Raw genomic sequence first — 21,045 nt, 5'->3', positions numbered from 1 at the left:
TATGCGTCTCTACCTGCTCGCTCTCAACCCCACCGATTCCGTCACCGAGGGTTTTCTCCCCGCAGCCGAACGGCTCGGGATCGAGGTGACCGTACTCACCGACCAACCGAATTCGTACTCCGGTACAGAAGTATTGGCGTGTGACGTAAGGGATTTCCGGGCCGTCGTTTCCCGGATATCCGGTCATCACCGTCCGGACGGAATCTTCACCAACAGCGACCATCTCCAGGTCCAGGCCGCCCTCGCCGCCTCCTATTTCGGGCTTCCCGGAAAGGACTGGCGGGCCGCGCTCCGCTGCAAGGACAAGGCGGAGATGCGGCGGTGGCTCGGGGACGGGGTCTGGTCCGCCGAGATCAGCGCGCCCGTCGCCCTCGACGCGCCCTACCCCTGCGTCCTGAAGCCGCGCGAAGGCGTCGCCAGTGAGGATGTCGTCCTGGTCGACGGCCCGGAAGAGTTGGCGGCCCGTTCGGAAGAGATCCTCGTCCGGCGGCCGGGGAGTGTCCTGGTCGTCGAGGAGTATCTCCCCGGCGAGCTGTACACGCTGGAGACGCTCGGGGACGGGCGGGTGCGGCATGTCCTCGGCGGGTTCCACACCGAGGTGTCGGACCCGCCGGGGTTCGTCGAGGAGCGGATGACGTTCGTACCGGCGCACCCCGAGCCGGTGCTCAAGCAGGTGCTCGCCCAACTCGACGCGCTGGGCGTGGGGTTCGGGATCTGCCACACCGAGTTCGTCGTGCACGAGGGGCGGGCGCGGCTCATCGAGGTGAACTACCGGGCCATCGGCGACCAGTGCGATCTGCTGCTGGCCCGCCTCCTCGGCGTCCCGCTGTTCGAACACGTCCTCCAGGTCCACCTCGGTACGGCGCTCCCGGCCGGCCTCGGAGCCCGGCGGGACGGCGCCGCACTGGTCGAGTACCCGTGCGCCGATCGCGCCGGCACCCTCGTCGCGGCGCCCGAGGCGGCCGACCTCGACGTGGACGGCGTACATCTGACGTACCGCCCGCTGCGGCAGCCCGGCTCGACGCACCCGCTGTACCGGACGAACCGTGACTACCTGGGGGTTCTCCGCGCCACGGGGACCGACCAGGCGACCGTGGACCGGGTGTCGGCGGAGTTCCTGGCCCGGCAGCGGTGGGAGATCCAGCCGTGAGCGCCGAGTTGCTGCTCAGGGTGCTGAGCGCGCTGCTGCGCGAGGACGTCGTGGGGCTGCGGTCCCTCGGCTCCCTGGTGGAGCGCCCCGACGGACCGTGGATCGCCCGGGGCGACCTGCTGATGCCGGTCCGCGCCGACGGCTTCCAGGGCGACCACGCCGCCCGCCTCCCCCTGCTGACCCGCACCGACGGCACCGAACTGACCTCGTACGACACCGTCCTCGCCGCCCTGCGCGACCTCGCCGCCCCGCAGGACCGGGCAGGGTTCGACGCGTTCGCGGAGGAATACCGGCAGACGGCACAGACCGTCCGGCTGCACGACGAGACCCGGGAGGCGGTGCTCGGCACCCTCGCCGCACGGTACGGCGCCGATCCGGCCGACTGGCCCACGCTCCCCCTCGACACCCTCGCCGCCCGCCTCGACCACCCGGTGTATCCGACGGCGAGGGGACGCGCCGGGCTGACTGCCGGGCAACTCCGCCTGTACGCACCCGAGTTCCACCCCAGGTTCACGCTGAGGTGGGTCGCGGTCCCCCGGGGGACGGTCACGCTCAGCGGAACACTCCCCTCGCTCTGGCCGACGCTCGAAGCGCTGGGGCTGCCCGAGCTGACGGAGACCCATCTGCCGTTCCCCGTGCATCCGTTGACGGTCGACGCCGTCTCCGCGCTGGACGTGGTCCTCTCGGACGTCCCGTACCTGGAGGTCGTCCCGACCCTCTCCATGCGTACGGTCGCCGTCGTCGCCGATCCCACGCTGCATCTCAAACTCCCCCTGGCCACCTCGACGTTGGGCCTGCGCAACAAGCGCTCGATCAAGCCGGGCACGCTCGTGGACGGGGTGGCCGGGCAGCGGCTCGTGGAGTGGGTGCTGGAGCGGGAACCCCGGTTCCGGGACCGTGTGCTGCACGCCGACGAGACGACGTACGCGCACGCGGGGCACGAGTTGCTGGCGGTGCTGTGCCGTCGCCTGCCGAGCGAGACCGCCGTGCCGCTCGCGGCGCTGCTGGCGGAGGCTCCGGGCGGCCGGCTGGTCGTCGACCGGCTCGCGGACCGGCACTACGGCGGCGATCGACTCGCTTTCTTCGACGCCCTGTTCACCCTCCTCCTCGACTGGCAGACCACCCTCTTCGGGTACGGCATCGCCCTGGAGTCGCATCAGCAGAACGTCTCGGTCGTCGTCGAACCCGGTGGCCGTATGAGGCTGCTGTTCAAGGACGACGACGGGCCACGCGTCAACACCGGGCGGCTCGGGCACACCCCGGCCTTCGACGACCCCAGGACGTTCACCATCGACGACGGGCCGGTGGCCGACGTCTTCACGACCATCACGCTCCATCTCTGCGCCGCCGCCTACGCGTTCGGGCTCGACGACCCTGCTCTGCTGGACCTGGTCCGGGACCGGCTCACGGAGGCCGTCGAGCGGCTGGGCGGAGACGCGGGGGCCGTGCTGCGCAGGCGGGTGCTCGAAGCGCCCCGGCTGCCGGTGAAGGCGATGGTGTCGGCGGGGACGCTGCTGGCCAAGGAGCGCTCAGGGGCGGCCGACGTGAACAAGCACTACACCGACGGGCCCAACTACCTGCTGCGGGGCGGCTCATGAGCGCCGGGTTCGGGCGCCCCCAGGTGTACGCGGTGGCCGGATGCTACTTCGTCGCGTCGTTCGCGGCTCTCGGGCTGCCGCCGTATCTCACCGAGATCCTCCCGGAGTTGGGGGACCGTCAGGCGCGGTGGGCGGGGGTGCTGTACGTGGTGCCGACGGTGTTCGGCGCGCTGGGCGCCCCGCTGTGGGGGCGGCTCGCCGACCGGTTCGGGCGCAAACGGCTGCTGCTGCGGGCCCAGTTGGGGCTGACGCTGTCGTTCCTGCTCGCGGGGTGGGCGGACTCGCTGCTGACGTTCACGCTGGCGCTGGTGCTCCAGGGGATTCTGGGCGGGACGTTCGCCGCGTCCAACGGCTATCTCGGCGCGGCACTTGAGGGCCCGGCGCTGTCGCGGGCGCTCACGCTGATGCAGGGCAGTGCGCGGGCCGCGCTGGTGGCGGCGCCGATCGTGGTCGGTTCGCTGTCGGGCTGGCTGTCACCGCACCGGCAGTACGCACTGCTCGCCGTCCTGCCGCTGACGGCGGCCGTGCTGCTGGCGCTGCTCCCGGAACCCGAGCGGGGCCAACCCGCCGCCCAGCGGGCCGAGTCGGGCGTGGAGCACACACCGCTCGTGTCCCTGCGGACGCTGTACACGCTGGAGTGCGCGTTCGTGTTCTCCACCGTCATCTCCTTCCCGTATCTGATCTCCCTGGTCGACGAACGGGTGCCCGGCACGTCGTCGGCGCTGTCCGGGGTGCTGTTCGCGCTGCCTCATCTCTGCTACCTGGTGGCGGCGTTGCCGGTGCACTCCGTGTTCCGGGACCGGCCGCTGGCCGGGCTCGCCCTCGGGTTCGTCCTCATCGCGCTGGGGCTCGCCGGGCACGGGGTCGCGGGGTCGCTGGCCTCGCTGATCCTCGCCCGGCTCGTGCTGGGCGCCGGGCTGACCCTGGGGCTCGTCTGTCTCTCCGTCCTGGCCGCCGACTGCGCGCGCGGCCGGGCGCCCGGCGGGATGTTCGGGTCACTGGAGTTCTTCTCCAAGGCCGGCGCGGTCGCCGCCGGTGTCGCCGCCGCCGCGGGCAGCGCCCGGTACGGCCCCGCCGCCCCCGTGCTGACGGGCGGCGCAGCCGCCGCCGTCACCGCCCTCGTGACCCTCTTCCTCGCACCACGTACTCGCTGGAGCCGTTGATGCACTCCCTCACAGCCTCCGCCGTCACCCAACTGCCCACCGCCGACGAGGCGGTGGCCCACACGCTCCTCAACTGTCTGCTGCGCGAGGTCTCCGGGCCCGAGCACCAGAGCGTGGTCGACGACGGACACCTGCTGCTGCGCCTGCCGCGCCGGGGCACCCTCCTGCGGGTCGCCCTGCGCCGGACCTCCCTCCTCGGCGCGCACCGCTTCACCGGACCCGTCACCGAACGGCGGGCCGACGGCTGGGCGGAGATCGGCTGGCGCCGGCTCGCCGAACTCACCCAGGACGAACTGTCGCTCAGGACCGGCGTGCGCAACGAGGAGTTCCTCACGCAGGTCGCATCCAGCCACGAGGCGATCGGGACCGCGCTGAGTGACCTGTCCCGCAAGGAAGTCGACGCGCCCGGAGAGGATCTCTACCTGGCGTCCGAGCAGTCGCTGCTGTTCGGGCACCGCTTCCATCCCACGCCCAAGGCGCGTACCGGGGACCCCCGCGCCTGGGCCGCGTTCGCACCCGAGGCGGGGGCGGTGTTCCCGCTGCGGTATCTCGCCGTGCGGCCGTCGCTGATCGCGCAGGAGAGCGCCGAGGCGTGGGCGGCCGACGCGCTGGACGGGCTGCGGGAGGTGCCCGAGGGGTACCGGCTGCTGCCGGTGCACCCCTGGCAGTACGAGCATCTGCGCGAACACCCTTTGCTGCTGGCCGCGTCGGAGCGCGGCGACGTCCTGGATCTGGGGACCGGGGGCCGGGAGTTCGCGGCGACGGCGTCCGTACGGACCCTGTACGACGGGGAGACGTTCCTCAAGTTCAGCCTGAACGTGCGGATCACGAACTGCCTGCGCAAGAACAGCAGTTACGAGCTGACCGGCGCCGTGGCCCTGACCCGGCTGCTGGAGCCCGCGCTCTCCGACCTCGCCGGGCGCTTCCCCGGCGCCGCCGTGCTGCGTGAACCCGCCTACCGTTCCCTCGCGTTGCCCGGCCCCGACGGCACCCCCGACCGGGATCTGCTGGAGGGGTTCGGGGTGATCGTCCGCGAGGGGCTCCCCCGGCGGCTGGCCCCCGGGACCACCGCGCTCCTCGCTGCGGCCGTCGCCGACGAGTTCCCGACCGGCCGCGCCCAGCTCGCCCGGCTGCTGCCGGACGGGACTCCCGGGACGGCACTCGCCTGGTGGTCGGCCTACCTGGAGCTGCTGCTCCCGCCGGTCCTCGCCGCCTACTTCGACCACGGGCTCGTCCTGGAGCCGCACCTCCAGAACGTCCTGGTCTGCGTCGACGCCACGGGTATGCCCGCCCAGGTCCTCTTCCGCGATCTGGAGGGCACCAAGCTGCTCCCCGAGCACCACTCCGACACCCTCGCCGCTCTCCCGCCGGACGTCGCCGGGCCCATGACGTACGACGCGCTGCGCGGCTGGGACCGGGTCGTGTACTGCCTGTTCGTCAACCACGTCGCCGAACTCCTCGCCGCCCTCGCGGATCTCCACCCGTCCCTGGAGGGGGAGTTGTGGGCACGCGTCCGGGCCACGATCGAGACGTACGCCCGCCGCGACGGCTGTCCGCCGAGGCTCGCCGCGCTCCTCGCCGGGGTGCCGCTGCCCGCGAAGGCCAACCTCCTGACCCGGTGGGAACGCAAGGCGGACCGGGAGGCGGGGTACGTCCGCCTCGCCTCGCCGCTCGCGCAGGCGCTGCTCTCCGAGTCGCTCCTCGCGGGGAGCGTGGTCCGGTGAACCGGGTGCACGCGTACGCACTGACCCTGCCCGCCGCCGAACTCCCCTCGTACGTGTACGACTTGGCGGCGCTCCGGGAGCATGCCGCCGCCGTCCGGGCCGCGTTGCCGTCGCCCGTCGAGATCTACTACGCGGCCAAGGCGAATCCGGACGCGGAGATCCTCGGGACGCTGGGGCCGTACGTCGACGGGTACGAGGTGTCGTCCGGGGGTGAACTCGCCCATGTGGCGCGGGCGGTGCCGGGTCGGCCGCTGGCGTTCGGGGGGCCGGGAAAGACGCCGGACGAGGTGGCCGGGGCGCTGGACGCCGGGGTCGAGCGGTTCCATGTGGAGAGCGAGGGGGAGCTGCGGATGCTCGCCGAACTCGCGGGCGGGCGGCGGGTGTCGGTGCTGGTCCGGGTCAACCTCGCCGTGCCGGACGGCGCGTTGACGGGCAGTCAGCTCGCGATGGGCGGGCGGCCGACGCCGTTCGGGATGGACCCGGAGCGGGCGGCGTCCGTCGCCCGGCGGCTCGCCTCGGGGGCGTACGGGAGTCTCGAACTCGTCGGCGTCCACGCGCACTTGGCCAGCGGGCTGGAGGCCCCAACGCAGGTCGCGGTCGCGCGGGCCGTGGTCGGGTGGGCCACGGGGCTTGGGGTGCCGGTGGCCGAGGTGAACGTGGGGGGCGGGATGTCCGTCGACTACGGCGATCCCTCGCGGCGGTTCGACTGGCGGGCGTACGGGGAGGGGCTGGCCCGGATCACCGACGCGCACCCGGAGTTGACGCTGCGGATCGAGCCGGGGCGGGCGCTCACCGCGTACTGCGGGTGGTACGTCACGGAGGTGCTGGACGTGAAGCGCAGTCACGGGGAGGAGTTCGCGGTCGTCCGGGGCGGGACGCACCATCTGCGCACCCCGGCGACGAAGGGGCACGATCAGCCGTGTTCGGTACTGCCGGTCGAGGAGTGGGCGTATCCGTGGCCCCGGGCGGCGGCGGAGGGTGAACTCGTCACGCTGGCCGGTCAGTTGTGCACGCCGAAGGATCTGCTGGCCCGGAGGGTGCCGGCGGGCGGGCTGCGGGCCGGGGACCGGGTCGCGTTCTCGATGGCCGGGGCGTACGCGTGGAACATCTCCCACCACGAGTTCCTGATGCATCCGCGGCCGGGGTTCCGGTATCTGCGCTGAGCACGGCGAAGGCGTCCGGCGCGGCGGGGCGCCGGGCCTCGTACAGGCGTCGGGCACGGCGGAGGGCCGCCCGGAAGTCTCTCCGGACGGCCCTCGTGCCCTGGCCCTGGCCTTGCCCCTGGGGTCGGGTCCGCTCAGCGCTCGATGGCCGGGAGCAGCCCCGTGACGGGGGCGGCGAGGTCGGTGAGCTGGTGCAGCTGGCCGAGCTCGTTCGGAATGCCGCCGAGCTTCTTCACCTCGCTGACCTGGCTGGACACGCGCGGCATCTGGTCCTGGTGCTCGGCGGGGATGTCGCTCATCGCGAGGTCGTCGAGGAGGGCGAACGGGTTGAGCTTGCCGTCGGCCGGGGCGGCGTCCGCAGCGCTCGCCATCGGGGCGGCGAGGCCGGCGACACCGGCGGCGATAGCGGCGGCGGCAAGCATGCGTCGAGTGGAGATCATGCCCTCAGGAACGCGCCGGGCACCCGACCGGTAACGGGTGGTGAGCGGCGCTCACCCGACAGGCTGAGCGCTTGCCGGGGGCGGCCAGGCGGAGGAGGCTCGTAGAAGTGGGGGCCCTACGGCCCGTCCCCGTCTCGGCCCGCGGCCCTCCCAGGAGGTCATCACCATGGGCACCGCGACCACCTTCGACACCGAGACGCTCCGCAGAGGCATCGAGGAGTCGACCGGCTCCGCCACCCTGCTGTCCCTGTACGCCGACGACGCCGAGATCCGTGTCGTCGACCACAACACCCAGCCCAGCCACCCCCTCGTCCTCCACGGCCGCGACGAGATCGCCCGCATGCTCGACGACGTCTACAGCCGCGACATGACCCACAAACTGGAGCACTGCGTCGTCCAGGGCGACGAACTCGCCTACACCGAATCCTGCCGCTACGCCGACGGCACCCGCGTCCTCTCGGAGTCCGCGGTCTCACTGCGGGACGGGAAGATCGTCCGGCAGACGATGATCCAGGCGTGGGACGAGGAGCCGCAGGGCTGACGTTCAGAACCCCCGGTCGCAGACCGCCCGCAGCCAAGGTTCCCGGACGGCGGGGTGGCGTGCGAGATGGTGCAGGAACACCTCCCGATCAGGGCGGAAGGCGTGGGTGAGCCGTTCCGACACCGGGTGGTCCCACCGCACGCCCTCCGGCATCCCGCCGCTCACCGGAACCGGCAGGGACTCCCGCCCGACGATCCCCAGCGCCGGGTACAGCCACATCCGCGCGTCGAGCGGCACCACCTCAGCCGCCCGCCTGGGCCTCCACACCTCTCCGGTGCGCGGATGCCTGGGCACGACGACGATGTCGGCACCGGAGTCGACCCCCGGCCCGGCGAGTCCCACGGTGCGCGTCGGCGGACCGGCCGGAAGGAGCCGCCCGAGCGCCCACCCGAAGAGCTCCGCAAGAAGCCCGCCCCCGGGAAACCCGACGCGCTCTCCCCCTGCCGCGACCAGCAGATCGACCAGCGCCGCCCCGACCGCGGCCTCCCACCGAGGACTCCACCACTCGTCGAACACGTCCCCGCCCGCGTTCCAGGTCCGGGAGGGCTCGATCAGCGGCACGCACGCGTACTCCGCCGCGAGGGCGTCCCAGCCCGCCTCCACCCGCCCGGCACCCGGCACCCGCCGCACCTCGCCCGGTGCCAGCCGCACGGCCTGCCAGAGCGCACAGTCGTCGATCCGCGTGGCCACCGCCCGCCCGCAGGTCTCGCAGGCCAGGTTCGGCCCGTCCCGCCCGTCCACGCCCAGGCAGTACCCGTCGCACCGGTCGGGGATGAGCACCGTCCCCCGGACGTCCCCCGGCGCCAGGACCACCGTCCCCACGGGTCCGTCCGAGAGGGCGGGCACCGGCGCGAACACCCCGCGTTCCGCGGCCTCTTCGGGCCCCAGCTCGGCCCACGGCCGCCAGGGTGCCCCGAACGGCTCGGGGTCGACGGCGTAGGTGCCGGGGTCCATGAGCGCGGGGAGCAGGTCGTGTCCCACCCGCTGCCGCGCATGCACCGGCAGCACCCCCTCCTCCACAGGCCCCGTCAACTCGGCCCCGCACCCCTCGCACACGAAGACATCCATCACTCCGCATCCTCGCCCCCCACCCCCCGCCCGCCAACTGGTTTACCCTGGCCCCGAGCCGTGACTGGCGCTGAGGTGGGGTACCACCGGGGAGCGGCTCGGGATGGGGATGCCGCGCGCCTGGGCGACGACCGTGTAGTCGATCGCTCAAGGAGTTTGGCAGATGGCCCAGTTGATGGACGGTACGGCGCTCGCCGCGAGGATTGTCGAGGATGTGGCGAAGCGTGCGGCACAGTTGCCTTCCGCGCCCTGCCTGGCGACCGTGCTGGTCGGGGAGGACCCGGCGTCGGTGACGTACGTGCGGATGAAGCGCAACCGGTGCCGGGCGGCGGGGATCGAGTCGCGGTACGTGGCGCTGCCGGCGGAGACGTCTACCGCCGAACTCGTCGCGAAGATCAGCGAGTTGTCCGAGGACCCCGGTGTGCACGGCATCCTCCTCCAGCATCCGATGGGCGAACACATCGACGAGCGCGCGGCGTTCGAGGCGATCGCGCCGGAGAAGGATGTCGACGGGGTCACCTTCGCGTCGTTCGCGGCGATGAGTTTCGGGCTGCCGGGGTTCGTGTCGTGCACGCCGGGCGGGATCGTGCGGCTGCTGGACGAGTACGGGGTGGACCCGGCGGGGAAGCGGGCGGTGGTGGTGGGCCGGAGTGCCATTCTGGGCAAGCCTGTCGGGATGCTGCTGCTGGCGCGGGACGCGACGGTCACGTACTGCCATTCGCGGACGCGTGATCTCCCCGGGGTTCTCCGGGAGGCGGACATCGTGGTGGCGGCGGTCGGGCGGCCCCGGCTCGTCCAGGGCCGGGACCTCAAGCCGGGCGCGGTGGTGGTCGACGCGGGCTACAACCCGGGGAACGTCGGTGACGTCGACTTCGCGTCGGCCGTCGAGCGGGCCTCCCTGATCACGCCGGTGCCCGGCGGGGTCGGCCCGATGACGATCTCCGTGCTGCTGGAGCAGACGGTCACGGCGGCCGAACAGCAGTTGTCCCGCCGGTCGAACTGACCGGCGGGACAGGGTGGTTCAGTTGCGCGTCCACTTCTGGTTGCTCTGCCCGTTGCAGGCCCACAGCACCAGCTGCGCGCCGTTGGCAGTCGCCGCGTTGTAGGCGTCGAGGCAGATCCCGGCGTTCACGTTGGTGATCGTGCCGTCCGAGTTGACGTTCCACTTCTGGTTGTTCTGGCCGTTGCAGTCCCAGATGACGACCTTGGTGCCGTTGGTGGCGCCCTGGTTGTAGGCGTCGAGGCACTTGTTGCCGTAGACGACGAGTTCCTTGCGGGAGGTGTAGGTCCAGGTCTGGTTCTGGCCCGCGTTGCAGTCCCAGAGCTGGGCCTGGGTGCCGTTGCCGATCGTGCTGTCGTCGATGTCGAGACAGCGGCCGGACTGGGTGCCGATCACCTCGGTGCCGTTGGTGCCGGGCAGCGGGCGGACGGTGATGTCGGCGAGGGTCGGGGCGCCGGTGAAGGTGAGCGTGTTGGCGGAGCCCTTGGCCAGGGAGACCTGGAGGCTGACCGTGCCCTGGGAGGCGCCGGTCGGCGGGAAGGAGACGGCCGTGGTGTGCTGGCCGTTGACGCCGAGGGTGGCCGTGCGGGCGGCGGAGGTGTTGTTGGTGTAGGCGACGTCGACGACCTTCACGCCGCCCGAGCCGGCGGTGACACCGGAGAAGGACGACGTGCCGGTGTAGGTGCTCGACGCGGCCTCGGTGCCGCCGGTGACGGTCAGCATGACGGAGCCGCCCGCCGGGACGCTCGCCGTGTAACTCCCGGTGTAGCCGCCGATGTTCGAGCGCGTCCACAGGTCGCGGACGGTCGCGGAGGCGTCGGTGAGGCCGAGGTCGGACCAGCGGACGGAGATGTTCGCGGCGGCGGAGGTGCGGTTGAGGAGGACGACCGCGCGGTTCCCGGTGCCGGCGAGGACCTTGCCGTACGCCTGGAGCCCGGTCGTGTCCTCGGAGACCTTGACGCCCTGGAGGCCGCGCGGGTCCTGGTCGACGGCGACGACCTCGGGGTTCTTGAGGATGTTCGCCGTCTCCGTCGTCATCGTGGAGAGGTTGTTGCCGGCCAGGAGGGGGGCTCCGGAGATCGCCCACAGGTTCATGTGGGTGCGGTTCTGGGCGGCGGTGAAGCCGTCCATGCCGACCATCAGCATGTCCGCGTCGTTGTAGTAGCCGGTGTGCTGCGCGGTGGGGTGCAGGTTCCGGTCGAAGTTGGTCAGCAGGTTCGTCATGGACGGCTTGTTGCCGTAGATGATGATGTCGTCGTTGGTGCGCCACATCGCGCCCTGGCCCGGGGCCCAGTTCCAGGGGTTCTTGCGGCCCCAGTTGCACAGCGACAGCGTCATCGGGCGGCCGGTGGCGGCCGTCGCGCGGGTGATCGCGTCGCTGATGGACTGGTACGTCGTCGCCGGGTCGAGGCCCTCGGCGTCGCCGCCGCACCAGTCGACCTTGACGAAGTCGAAGCCCCACTTGGAGAACTGGAGCATGTCCTGGTCGTAGTGGCCCTCGCTGCCGGAGCCGGGGGCGGCGGGGCGGCCGGTCGGGTAGTAGTAGCCGCAGCCGTCCTTCCCGGCGTCGGTGTAGATGCCCGCCTTGAGGCCCTTGCCGTGGATGTAGTCGGCGATCGCGGCCATCCCGCCGGGCCACTCGGACTCGTCGACGGTGATGTTCCCGGCCGCGTCCCGCGTGCCCTGCCACCAGCCCTCGTCGATGTTGACGTGGTCGTACCCGGCGGCCGGCAGTCCGGACGCCACGAACGCGTCGACCTGCTGCTTGATCACGCTGTAGTCGATCTTCGCGGCGAAGCTGTTCCAGGAGGCCCAGCCCATCGGCGCGGACGGTACGGCGATCTGCCGCGAGGTGGCGGCCTGGGCGGGGGTCGGCTGGGCGAACACGAGGGCGGCCGACGCGGTCACGGCGAGGGCCACGGCGCGGACGGCGGTGGCTCTGCACCGGCGCAGGAAACGGGGGTACATGCGGCTCCGTAAGGGTCGGGGGGACGCAGCGGCTCATCCGATATTTCGAACGAAGATCGGAGAACCGAACATGCTGCGCGCCGAAACTAGAACCGGCACCTGCCGAAGTCAACGCCTGCGACAGGAGTGAACTGGCTGTTTCCCAAGGGTCGTTCACCCCCTGCCGGGGTTCCCGCCGCCATACTGTCCGTCGTGCGAGTCGCGATCATGACAGCGGGTTCCCGGGGTGACGTGGCCCCCTTCACCGGCGTCGGGCACGCCCTGGCGGGCGCCGGACACGAGGTCACCCTGGTGACCCACGCCCGTTTCGAGCCCCTCGTCGCCGGTTCCGGCGTCGCCTTCCACCCCCTCCCCGTGGACCCCCGCGCCGAGCTCGAGTCCACGCGCGGCAAGGCCCTGCACCACAGCACCAGCGGCCTCGGCAAACTCGCCCGCGTGGTGGGCCTGGCACGTTCCCTGGTCGCCGAGATGGCGTACGACGTCGTCGCGGCGGCCCGCGAGAGCGACGTCCTCCTGCTGTCGGCGTCGCTGTCCCCGCTGGGCCACGTCGTCGCCGAGGCGCTCGACCTGCCCGCGCTGGATCTCCCCCTCCAGCCGATCACCGCCACCCGCCACTTCGCCCCGCCCATGCTGGGCACCGGCTCCCTCGGCCCCCACCTCAACCTCCTCCTCGGCCACGTCGTCGACCGCTCCGTCGACCACGTCTTCGCCCCCGCGCTCCCCGCGGTCCGCGCCGAGCTGGGCGTCCCCCGGCCCCCGCGCCGCCTACGACGCCCCCGCCGCCCCATGCTCCACGGCTTCAGCCCCCACGTCGTCCCCCGCCCCACCGACTGGCGCCCCGGCCTCGACGTCACCGGCTACTGGTGGCCGTACGACACGGCCACCCGGCTCCCTCCGCACGTCCAGGACTTCCTCGACGCCGGTCCCCCTCCCGTCTTCATCGGCCTCGGCAGCGCCACCGTCCCCGACCCCGCGGGCCTGAGCGCCGAGATCGCCCGCGCCCTGCGCCTCGCGGGCCTGCGCGGCGTCATCCAGCGCGGCTGGGCCGACCTCTCGGCGGACGACGAGAACATCCTGACGATCGACGACGTCCCGCACTCCCTCCTGTTCCCCAACATGGCGGCGGTCGTCCACCACTGCGGAGCGGGCACGACAGCCGCCGGCATCCGCGCCGGAGTCCCGTCGGTCCCGGTCCCCATCCAGTTCGACGAGGGTTTCTGGGCGAGCCGCCTGGTCTCACTCGGGGTGGCCCCGGAGGCACTCACGCTGCGCAGGCTGACGGCCGAGAGACTGGCGACAGCACTGCGACGGGCAACCGGGGAAGCGGGATTCACCGAGCGGGCAAGGGAGTTGGGGGAACAGGTGCGGAAGGAGGACGGAGTGGCGAGGGTGGTAGATGCGGTGGGCCGACTCGACTGAAGAGCCGCACCCGAACCACTACCCCCACTCCCCCACCGGCCGCAGAATCCCCAGCAACTGCCTCACCAGCTCGTCCACCACCTCGTCCAGCCCCGCCTCCACCCACCCCGCGCTCCAGTCGTGCAGCAGCCCGTTCACACTCCCGATGAACGCCGTGGCCGCGAGCCGGTAGTCACGGTCGACCGCCTCCCCCCGAGCCGCCGCGGCCGTCGCCTCCGCGACGATCAGGTCGATCCACCGGGCCCGCCGTGCGAGCCGCTGGGACTCAAGGCGAGGGCTGACCCCCACGATCTCGACGAAGGTGATGCGGATACGCCGGGGATCGGCGGTGACATTGCGCGCGTACGCACGGAAGATCGCGGTGACCCGCTCGACGAGGGGCAGGCTGTCGACCGCGGCGAACGTGTCCAGGACCGCTTCCTCGGCCCAGTCGTTGACCTGGAGGTGGAGCGCGGCGAGGACGTCCTCCAGCGTGCGGAACTCCTCGTAGAACTGGCGGGTGGACAGGCCCGCGGCCTCGCTGAGCGCGGCGACCGTGGTGCCCCGGTAGCCGGGCGACCCGCCGAACAGCTCCAGCGCGGCGGCCAGGAACCGCCGACGCCGCTCCGCCTGCCGTTCCTCCGCGCTCTTTCCGCCGTACCGGCCGGTCGGCCCCTTGAGCCTGCCCGCCACTGGTCCTCCTCGTCCGTACCTGTGGCCAATTTTGTCGTGTCCACAGTCTTGTGGCGAACCCCGCCCCCTCCTTACTTTCCAGTAAGTCAGGTCTGAACCCGCACGTCTTCAGACCTGGCGGAGCCGTGTTCACCCACGTCAACGCCCTCGAAGGAGGGAACACCCCCCATGCCTGCTGTCAGATCCAGGCACCTGTGCACACTCGCCGCCGCCCTGACCCTCACCTTCGCCGTCCCCGCCGCCTCCGTGCACGCCGCCCCGGACGCGGCGGCCCTGCGCGAGGTCCTGTTCGTCGGGAACAACTGGGACGGGACCGCCGACGTCATCAAGTCGACGGGCGACTACGCGAAGATCGGCCGTATCGACGTCATCCCGGACAAGGCCCAGCGGATGGCCGAGATCCAGGCCGACCCCATCAAGTGGATCTACTTCACCGCGATCCGCAACGGCGTCGGCGAGGGCCACGACCAGTTCGTGGACGACATGTACACCACGCCCGACGGGTCGTCGGTGGTCGTCTCCCGCCCGAGCTTCGCGGACGTCGTCTCGATCGACCTGGCCACCGGGGCGATCAACTGGCGTTTCCCGGTGTCGGGTTACCGCTCGGACCACATGGCGGTCTCCCCCGACGGCACGCGCGTCGCGGTCTCCGCCTCGACCTCCAACACCGTCCACGTCCTGGACATCGTCACGGGCCGCCAGCTGGGGAAGTTCACGACCGGCGACAAGCCGCACGAGAACATCTTCACCAAGGACGGCAAGTACATCTACAACATGGCGATCGGGGACGTGAACACGGACCTCGACGCGCCCTGGCTGGACTGGACGAAGGGCGACCGGCGCATCACGGTCGTCGACGCGACCACGTACCAGCAGGTCAAGGTCATCGACATGCGCCCGAAGCTGGACGCGATCGGCCTGACCGACTTCTCGGACGCGGTCCGCCCGGCGGTGTTCTCGCCGGACGAGTCGAAGCTGTACTTCCAGGTGTCGTTCTTCAACGGCTTCTTCGAGTACGACCTCGCGACCGACCGCATCACCCGGACGAAGACCCTCCCGAAGAACCCGGCGACCAGCGACGAGCGCACGACCTTCGTCAACGACTCCCGCCACCACGGCATCTCGATGAGCCCGGACGGCAGCAAGCTGTGCGTCGCGGGCACGATGGACGACTACACGACCGTCGTGAACCGCACGACCCTCCAGGAGGGCCCGCTGGTCACCGCCTCCAAGCCCTACTGGGCGACGGTCAGCGGCGACGGCAAGGCGTGCATCGTCTCGGAGAGCGGCGCCGACCAGGTCACGGCGATCGACTTCGCGACCGGCCAGAAACTGACGTCGGTCCCGGTCGGCGACCACCCGCAGCGCGTCCGGCTCGGACACGTCGCCACCACGTGGACGAGCCCGTCCTGACCGCGTGAAGCCGCGCCCCTCCCCATGTCCGGGGAAGGGCGCGGCTCTCTGCTCAACTGAACTTCTGTGCGACCCAGTTGGCCAGCTCCGTACGCGCCGCCGCCAGCACCGAGGCGGACGGTGAGGTCGCCCCGTTGGTGACCAGCGCGTAGTGCAGGGTGCCCGAGTCGGCGGTGCTCAGCAGCAGTCGGCGGCTGCCCGTCCCGCCGGGCTCGACGGCGGCCCCGATCTTCGTGGAGGCGCTGTAGGCGGGCGGCCCGTACACCGTCCCGAGGTCGGAGACGACGGTCGTCGTCGCCGTCGGGAAGGACGCCGGGAGATGCAGCTCGGTGGGCGCGGAGCCCCCGTTGGAGCGCCACACCTGCACGCCGTACTGGCCCGAGCCGACGAGCGCCGACACGTTCGGCAGGGAGCTCGGTACCGGGTTCCAGGTCAGGACGGTCGAGCCGTCCCGGGAGCGGTCCTCGTAGGTGAAGGCGAGCGTCGTACCGGACGTGGCGCTCGGGTAGATCCGGTCGAGCAGCCGGGCGTCCTGCCGGAGCACCGCCACCCCGGAGTCGTCGAGGCGTACGGCGGAGAGGTCCTCGTCGTTCCAGGCGTCGCCGGTGGTGAGGAGTTTGTCGGGGTTGGCGTTCATGTACTCGCGGTGGCGGCCGTTGTAGATGTCCCACTGCCACTGCTGGCCGGACAGGACGGAGCCCGAACCCGCGGGCGTGGACCACCAGCCCGCGCCCTTCACCCGGGAGTCCATGGCCTGGTACATGGCCTTGAGGACGGTCGGCGCCTTGCCCGCGACGCTGCCGGACAGGGGGTGGCCGTACTCGCTGACGACGGCGGTGGTGCCGAGGGCCGTCGCGCGGTCGCGGATCGTGCCGTAGTCGGTGACGTACTGGCCGTCGGAGGCGTTGCCCCACATCAGGATGCCGGAGATGGCCTTCTGGTCGTAGAAGTGGGTGTTGAAGACGTAGCGGGTGCCGATGGCGCCGGCGTCGAGGAGGCCGCCCTCCTCCTTGGAGACGTTGCCGTTCCAGAAGAGGTTGGGTTCGACGAGGGCGGGCTTGTCCTGCCAGCCGGCCGCGTCCATGCGGGCGCGGAACTTGACGTAGAACGGCCAGAGCAGGTTCTGCTCCCAACTGCGGCTGTTCTGGCCGGAGTCGTAGGTGCCGGCGTAGGGCTCGTTGTAGGGGTCGAAGCCGAGGACGCCGGTGAACTGCTCCGTCGTGAGGTTCTGCTTCACGTACGCCATGACCTTCTGGGCGGTCGCGAGGAAGCTGTCCTGGAGGCCGTAGTTGTTGTGCCAGAAGTCGTACTGGGCGGCCTTGACGGCGTTGTTCTGGGTGATGTTCTGGCCCCACATGAAGCAGATGCCGCAGGATTCCTGGGGGTAACCGCCCAGGTCCACGGCCCACTTGGGGGCGCCGTCGCCGGTGTACCAGCTGCCGGTGTTGAAGAGGTAGCGGGAGTAGAGGTCCTGGTGGAAGTCGGGGTAGACGCGGATGCCGGCGTCCAGGAAGGCGGCCATCTGGGCGGTGGCGGCGGCGAGGTACGTGGCGTCGGTCTGGCCCTTGACCGGTTCGGCGTAGGCCCAGGAGAGGAGGAAGCGGACGGAGTTGCCGCCGCCGAGGGCGCGCAGCGCGGTGGCGGACTTCTTGGCGTCGGCGACGGAGGCGAAGGGCAGGCCCTTGTTCTCGGCGAGCTTGGTCTCGCCGGAGACGTTGTAGCCGCGCAGCACGACCTCGCGGCCGGTGCCGTCGACGAAGCGGCCGTTCGCGACGGTGAGGGCGGTGCCGTCGAACGACAGGGAGTCGGGGACAGAGGCGGCGGCGCCGGCAGGTGAGACCAGCGTCGCCAGGAATCCGCAGAGGACAACCAGAACAGCGAGCAGACGTGCCCGGATATTCGGCATGTTCATTACAGTCGGGCGTTTTCCGGACAGCGTCAATACTTATGACTCCTGAGTAAGTTTCACCTCTTGCGTCCCACCTGATCGTCTTCTCCGGATCGTGAAGATCCTTGACCCTCCCATGGCGAACATGAACGGCCGCCGACCCGTCTCTTTGGTACAGAAGTGGCAAAGTTGTCCGGTAAGGATCAGGAGGTGGTCATGTCGCTGACCGGCACGGCGTTCTTCGTCGTTCTCGTGGCGTCGACCGCGCTGGCGGTGGTGGTGACCATCGCGTTGTGGGCGAGGGTGCGGGGTCCCCGGGTGGTCCGGTGGGCCGTGCAGGCGGTCATGATCGGGGTGTGCCAGCTGACCGCGATCTCCGTGGTGGCCGTCTGGATCAACAACAGCTACGGCCTGTACGCCTCCTGGGACGACCTGATGGGCACCGACAACACCACGGCCCTGACCATGCCGGGGCCGCCCGTCGACCGCGCCAAGTTCAGCAAGGGCACGCAGGACGGGGTGCTCGACACGTACTTCCGGGGCAGGCGGTCGATGCTGTCCGGGCAGGTCCTGGTGTGGACGCCGCCGCAGTACGACGAGGCCGCGTACCGCACGAAGCGGTTCCCGGTGCTGATGCTGCTGCACGGCGTGCCGGGGTCCCCGCAGTCCTGGCTGGAGCACGGCGGGATGCCGGGGGACTTCGCGGACCTCCTCGCGCAGCGCGCCGTCCACCCGTTCATCCTCGTGATGCCGGTCGTCAACCCGGGCAGCGTCGACACCGATTGCAGCGACCTCCCGGGCCACAAGGTCGCGACCTGGCTCTCGGCCGACGTCCCCGACCTGGTCCGCTCCAAGTTCCGCACCCTCTCCGGGCCCAGCGCCTGGGGGGTGGCCGGCTACTCGACCGGCGGTTTCTGCGCGGTGAAGCTCCCCCTCCAGTTCCCCAAGGTGTTCGGCGCCGGCGCCGCCCTGGACCCCGACCCCCTGACCGGCGACACGTCCGTCCTCACCGACCCGGCCGTCCGCCGCCGCAACGCCCCCACCCACATGGTCAAGGGCACCAAGGCCCGCGTCAGCTTCTTCCTCGCGACCTCCCGCCAGGACCGGCTGAGCCCCGCCTCCTCCATCGAACAGTTCGTCGCGGCGGCCTCCGGCACCCCGGTGGAGATCCGCACCCAGCTCCTGAGCAGCGGCGGCCACAACTACAACACGTGGAAGGCGGAGTACCCCGAGGCGTTCACCCTCCTGAGCCAGTGGCTGAGGGCGCCCCGCTGAAAAACCCTCACCCCAGCAGCGGCTCTCACCCCAGCAGCATCTCGCACCACACCTGCTTCCCCCCGCTCACCGGCACCGTCCCCCACGTCTCCGACATGGCCTCCACCAGCAGAATCCCCCGCCCGCCGGTCGCCTCCCAGCCGAGCCCCGTCGGCTTCACCGGGGAGCGAGGGGACGTGTCGGTGACCCCGAGGCGCAGCCGGCGGCCCAGGAGGGTCATGTCGAGGCGGACCTGCCCGTCCGTGTGGACCAGGGCGTTGGTGACCAGTTCGGAGACGGCGAGGAGGGCACCGTCCATGGCCGTGTCGGCGATGCCCCAGCTCCTGAGCGTGCGGCGGGTGAAGCGGCGGGCATGGCGGGCCGCCTCCGGGACGCGCCACACGGTCCAGCCCTCGCGCAGCGGCTGGACGGCCATGCCGTCGTAGCGCAGCAGGAGCAGCGCGATGTCGTCCCCCCGGTGCGCGTCCGCGAGGAGCGTGTCGGCGACCAGGTCGAGGTGGGCGGCGTCGGCGTCGGCGAGCCCCGCGCACAGGCGGTCGAACCCGTCGTCCAGGGAGACGGTCGCGGACTCGACGAGGCCGTCCGTGGTGAGGACGACGACCGTGCCGGGCCGCAGCCGCAGCGCCGTCATCGGGAACTCGGCCTGCGTGAGGACCCCCAGCGGCGGCCCCCCGTCGTCCTCGACGACCTCGGTGGAGCCGTCCGGGTGACGCAGGGCCGGCGGCGGGTGGCCCGCGCGGACGCACCAGGCCGTCCCGGACTCCATGTCGACGTCGACGTACACGCAGGTCACGAAGAGGTCCGTCTCCAGTTCGAGGAGGAGCCGGTTGGCGTGGGCGACGACGACGTCCGGCGGGTGGCCCTCGGTGGAGTAGGCGCGCAGCGCCGTGCGCATCTGTCCCATGAGGGTCGCGGCGGCGGTGCTGTGGCCCTGGACGTCCCCGATGACGAGCGCGACGTGGTGGTCGGGCAGCGGGATCACGTCGTACCAGTCGCCGCCGACCTCCAGGCCGGCCGTCGCGGGCAGGTACCGGGCGACGGCGACGCCTCCTGGCAGGCGGGGCAGGCTGCGGGGCAGGAGCTGGCGCTGGAGCATGCCGACGAGTTCGTGCTCGGCGTCGAAGGCGTGGGCGCGGGTGAGGGCCTGTCCGGCGAGCCCGGCGGACGCGGTGAGCAGGGCCCGCTCGTCGGGGCCGAACTCGTGCGGGGCGTTCCAGCCGACGAGGCAGGCGCCGACCGTGCGCCCGGCGGCGGCCAGCGGCAGCACCGCGAGCCCGCCCGGCCCCAGCTCGCCGAGCGCCGGTTCCAGGGCGGTCCCGGCGGTCCAGATCCGTACCCGGCCCTCGCGCAGTACGGCGGCCAGCGTCGGCAGGGACCGCATCGGCGCGTCCGGCCACTCCCCGCGCCACTCCAGGCGCCACAGCTCGGGCCAGGACTCGGGGTAGGGCGGGTCGAGGACGGTGACGACGAGCCGCTCCCCCTCCAGCTCCGCGAGGGCGATCCGGTCGGCGCGCAGCGGGCCGCGCAGCGCGGAGACGACGGCGTGGCTGACGTCGCGGACGGTCCCGGCGGTGGACAGGGCGGCGGCGAGGCGCTGCACGCGGGCCACGTCGGTGACCTCGGGCCGGACGGCGGCGGCGTCGGCGATCGTCCCGACGAGCCGCGCCGGGCGTCCCGCCTCGGAGTGCGTGAGCCGACCGCGCAGCCGCAGCCAGCGGGGGGTGCCGCCGGGCCCGATCACCCGGAACTCCAGCTCGCGGTCGCCCAGGGACATGTGGTCGGCCTCGACGGCCGACATCAGCGCGGGCAGGTCCTCCGGGACCGCGAGCCCGAGCAGGGTCTCGACGCGTCCGTCGAACCGGTCCCGGGCCAGCCCGAACAGCTCCAGGAGCCGGTCCCCGACCTCGACGCGGCCGGTGTCCATGGCGAGCGCGAACCCGTCGCCGCCCACCTCGTCGGGCGGGGCGGTGGGCGGGGCGGGCCAGGTCAGGGCCTCGGCGACGAGGTCCAGGCAGGCACGGTCGTCGGCGTCGAAGGGGCGCTCCCCGACGGCCACGAGACAGCCGCCGGCCGCCGGCACGGCCGTCAGGTGGACCTCCCCGGCGGCCATCCGGCGCGCCTCCGCGCAGTCGGCCAGCTCGCCGGGGCCGAGCCGGACGGGCCGCCCGGTGCGGACGGCGACGGCGACCGGGGAGTTCCCGTCGGGCGGGTAGGTCTCGCGCAGTCCGAAGAGGGTGCGGGGCACGCCCGCGGAGTCGACGAGGCAGAGCAGGCCGTCGGCGCCGGGCGCGTAGCCGGCGGCGCAGGAGGCGCCCGCGAAGACGAGCGCCTGCTCCAGCGTCCGCCTCACCCGTTCGGGCGAGTGCGGCTGCGCCCCGACGGTCTTGAGGGCCACTTCGGCACGCGGCGCCCGCCCTCCCTGCCGCGCACCTCCCTCAGTCACCACGTCCGTATTACAGCGCTTACGCCGCCTTCGCGCAGCCCCTGAGACCGCTTCGGGGGCCTCGACGGCTTCCCCAGGGGCCGGAGCGGGCCGTTCCGTTCGGAGGGGCGCACTCCGGCG

The 21,045-nt window shown here is 72.0% G+C and carries 16 protein-coding genes and 1 riboswitch; of the genes, 10 read left to right on the top strand and 6 right to left on the bottom strand.

Annotated features, from left to right (window positions below):
* Position 1: 1 nt before the first annotated feature.
* Genes ABZX85_RS22765 through ABZX85_RS22745 form a run of 5 tightly spaced genes read left to right on the top strand, consistent with a single transcriptional unit; the run spans position 2 to position 6,798 of the window.
* Positions 2 to 1,150 (top strand): ATP-grasp domain-containing protein, encoded by a 1,149-nt coding sequence (locus ABZX85_RS22765; RefSeq protein WP_355871405.1) that lies wholly within the window; start codon positions 2 to 4, stop codon positions 1,148 to 1,150.
* Positions 1,147 to 2,748 (top strand): IucA/IucC family protein, encoded by a 1,602-nt coding sequence (locus tag ABZX85_RS22760; RefSeq protein ID WP_355871403.1) that lies wholly within the window; start codon positions 1,147 to 1,149, stop codon positions 2,746 to 2,748. The genes ABZX85_RS22765 and ABZX85_RS22760 overlap by 4 nt, the downstream gene beginning before the upstream one ends.
* The gene (locus ABZX85_RS22755; RefSeq protein WP_355871401.1) at positions 2,745 to 3,911 is read left to right on the top strand and encodes an MFS transporter; all 1,167 of its coding nucleotides are present in this window, start codon (positions 2,745 to 2,747) and stop codon (positions 3,909 to 3,911) included. The genes ABZX85_RS22760 and ABZX85_RS22755 overlap by 4 nt, the downstream gene beginning before the upstream one ends.
* Positions 3,911 to 5,635 carry an IucA/IucC family protein gene (locus ABZX85_RS22750; RefSeq protein ID WP_355871398.1) on the top strand — a complete coding sequence of 575 codons (1,725 nt, stop codon included), beginning with the start codon at positions 3,911 to 3,913 and terminating at the stop codon, positions 5,633 to 5,635. Before ABZX85_RS22755 ends, ABZX85_RS22750 begins: the two co-directional genes overlap by 1 nt.
* 5 nt (positions 5,636 to 5,640) lie before the next feature.
* A complete protein-coding gene (locus tag ABZX85_RS22745) occupies positions 5,641 to 6,798 on the top strand; it encodes a type III PLP-dependent enzyme (protein WP_355871465.1) in 1,158 nt (385 codons plus the stop codon).
* Positions 6,799 to 6,932: 134 nt separating this feature from the next.
* Here the strand turns inward: ABZX85_RS22745 and ABZX85_RS22740 are convergent, their stop codons facing one another.
* Positions 6,933 to 7,238: a hypothetical protein gene (locus tag ABZX85_RS22740; RefSeq protein WP_355871396.1), complete on the bottom strand. Its 306-nt coding sequence runs from the start codon at positions 7,236 to 7,238 to the stop codon at positions 6,933 to 6,935.
* A 166-nt stretch (positions 7,239 to 7,404) separates the two neighbouring features.
* Between ABZX85_RS22740 and ABZX85_RS22735 the strand changes: the two genes are divergently transcribed.
* On the top strand, positions 7,405 to 7,779 hold the full coding sequence (locus tag ABZX85_RS22735; RefSeq protein WP_355871395.1) for a nuclear transport factor 2 family protein: 375 nt from the start codon (positions 7,405 to 7,407) through the stop codon (positions 7,777 to 7,779).
* A gap of 3 nt (positions 7,780 to 7,782) precedes the next feature.
* Here the strand turns inward: ABZX85_RS22735 and ABZX85_RS22730 are convergent, their stop codons facing one another.
* A complete protein-coding gene (locus ABZX85_RS22730) occupies positions 7,783 to 8,847 on the bottom strand; it encodes a hypothetical protein (RefSeq protein ID WP_355871392.1) in 1,065 nt (354 codons plus the stop codon).
* Between the two features lie 50 nt (positions 8,848 to 8,897).
* A riboswitch (ZMP/ZTP riboswitch) is annotated at positions 8,898 to 8,980 on the top strand.
* A gap of 30 nt (positions 8,981 to 9,010) precedes the next feature.
* On the opposite strand from ABZX85_RS22730, the gene ABZX85_RS22725 reads away from it, so the two are divergent.
* On the top strand, positions 9,011 to 9,850 hold the full coding sequence (locus ABZX85_RS22725) for a bifunctional 5,10-methylenetetrahydrofolate dehydrogenase/5,10-methenyltetrahydrofolate cyclohydrolase (RefSeq protein WP_355871389.1): 840 nt from the start codon (positions 9,011 to 9,013) through the stop codon (positions 9,848 to 9,850).
* 18 nt (positions 9,851 to 9,868) lie between these two features.
* Here the strand turns inward: ABZX85_RS22725 and ABZX85_RS22720 are convergent, their stop codons facing one another.
* Positions 9,869 to 11,815 carry a ricin-type beta-trefoil lectin domain protein gene (locus tag ABZX85_RS22720; RefSeq protein ID WP_355871386.1) on the bottom strand — a complete coding sequence of 649 codons (1,947 nt, stop codon included), beginning with the start codon at positions 11,813 to 11,815 and terminating at the stop codon, positions 9,869 to 9,871.
* Between the two features lie 207 nt (positions 11,816 to 12,022).
* Here ABZX85_RS22720 and ABZX85_RS22715 point away from each other — a divergent pair, with 207 nt between their 5' ends.
* Positions 12,023 to 13,234 carry a glycosyltransferase gene (locus tag ABZX85_RS22715; protein WP_355871463.1) on the top strand — a complete coding sequence of 404 codons (1,212 nt, stop codon included), beginning with the start codon at positions 12,023 to 12,025 and terminating at the stop codon, positions 13,232 to 13,234.
* Positions 13,235 to 13,252: 18 nt separating this feature from the next.
* Here the strand turns inward: ABZX85_RS22715 and ABZX85_RS22710 are convergent, their stop codons facing one another.
* Positions 13,253 to 13,906: a TetR/AcrR family transcriptional regulator gene (locus ABZX85_RS22710; protein WP_355871383.1), complete on the bottom strand. Its 654-nt coding sequence runs from the start codon at positions 13,904 to 13,906 to the stop codon at positions 13,253 to 13,255.
* Between the two features lie 168 nt (positions 13,907 to 14,074).
* Here ABZX85_RS22710 and ABZX85_RS22705 point away from each other — a divergent pair, with 168 nt between their 5' ends.
* Positions 14,075 to 15,319 carry a YncE family protein gene (locus tag ABZX85_RS22705; protein WP_355871380.1) on the top strand — a complete coding sequence of 415 codons (1,245 nt, stop codon included), beginning with the start codon at positions 14,075 to 14,077 and terminating at the stop codon, positions 15,317 to 15,319.
* Between the two features lie 52 nt (positions 15,320 to 15,371).
* Here ABZX85_RS22705 and ABZX85_RS22700 read toward each other — a convergent pair whose 3' ends face one another.
* Positions 15,372 to 17,231: an endoglycosylceramidase gene (locus ABZX85_RS22700; RefSeq protein WP_355871377.1), complete on the bottom strand. Its 1,860-nt coding sequence runs from the start codon at positions 17,229 to 17,231 to the stop codon at positions 15,372 to 15,374.
* A gap of 192 nt (positions 17,232 to 17,423) precedes the next feature.
* On the opposite strand from ABZX85_RS22700, the gene ABZX85_RS22695 reads away from it, so the two are divergent.
* The gene (locus ABZX85_RS22695; RefSeq protein ID WP_355871374.1) at positions 17,424 to 18,482 is read left to right on the top strand and encodes an alpha/beta hydrolase-fold protein; all 1,059 of its coding nucleotides are present in this window, start codon (positions 17,424 to 17,426) and stop codon (positions 18,480 to 18,482) included.
* Between the two features lie 25 nt (positions 18,483 to 18,507).
* Here ABZX85_RS22695 and ABZX85_RS22690 read toward each other — a convergent pair whose 3' ends face one another.
* Positions 18,508 to 20,928, bottom strand: a complete 2,421-nt coding sequence (locus tag ABZX85_RS22690; RefSeq protein WP_355871371.1) for a SpoIIE family protein phosphatase — start codon at positions 20,926 to 20,928, stop codon at positions 18,508 to 18,510.
* Between the last annotated feature and the right edge of the window lie 117 nt (positions 20,929 to 21,045).

This window comes from Streptomyces sp. NPDC004539 (assembly GCF_040610055.1).
GTDB lineage: Bacteria > Actinomycetota > Actinomycetes > Streptomycetales > Streptomycetaceae > Streptomyces.
This window is presented reverse-complemented; position numbering and strand designations above follow the sequence as displayed.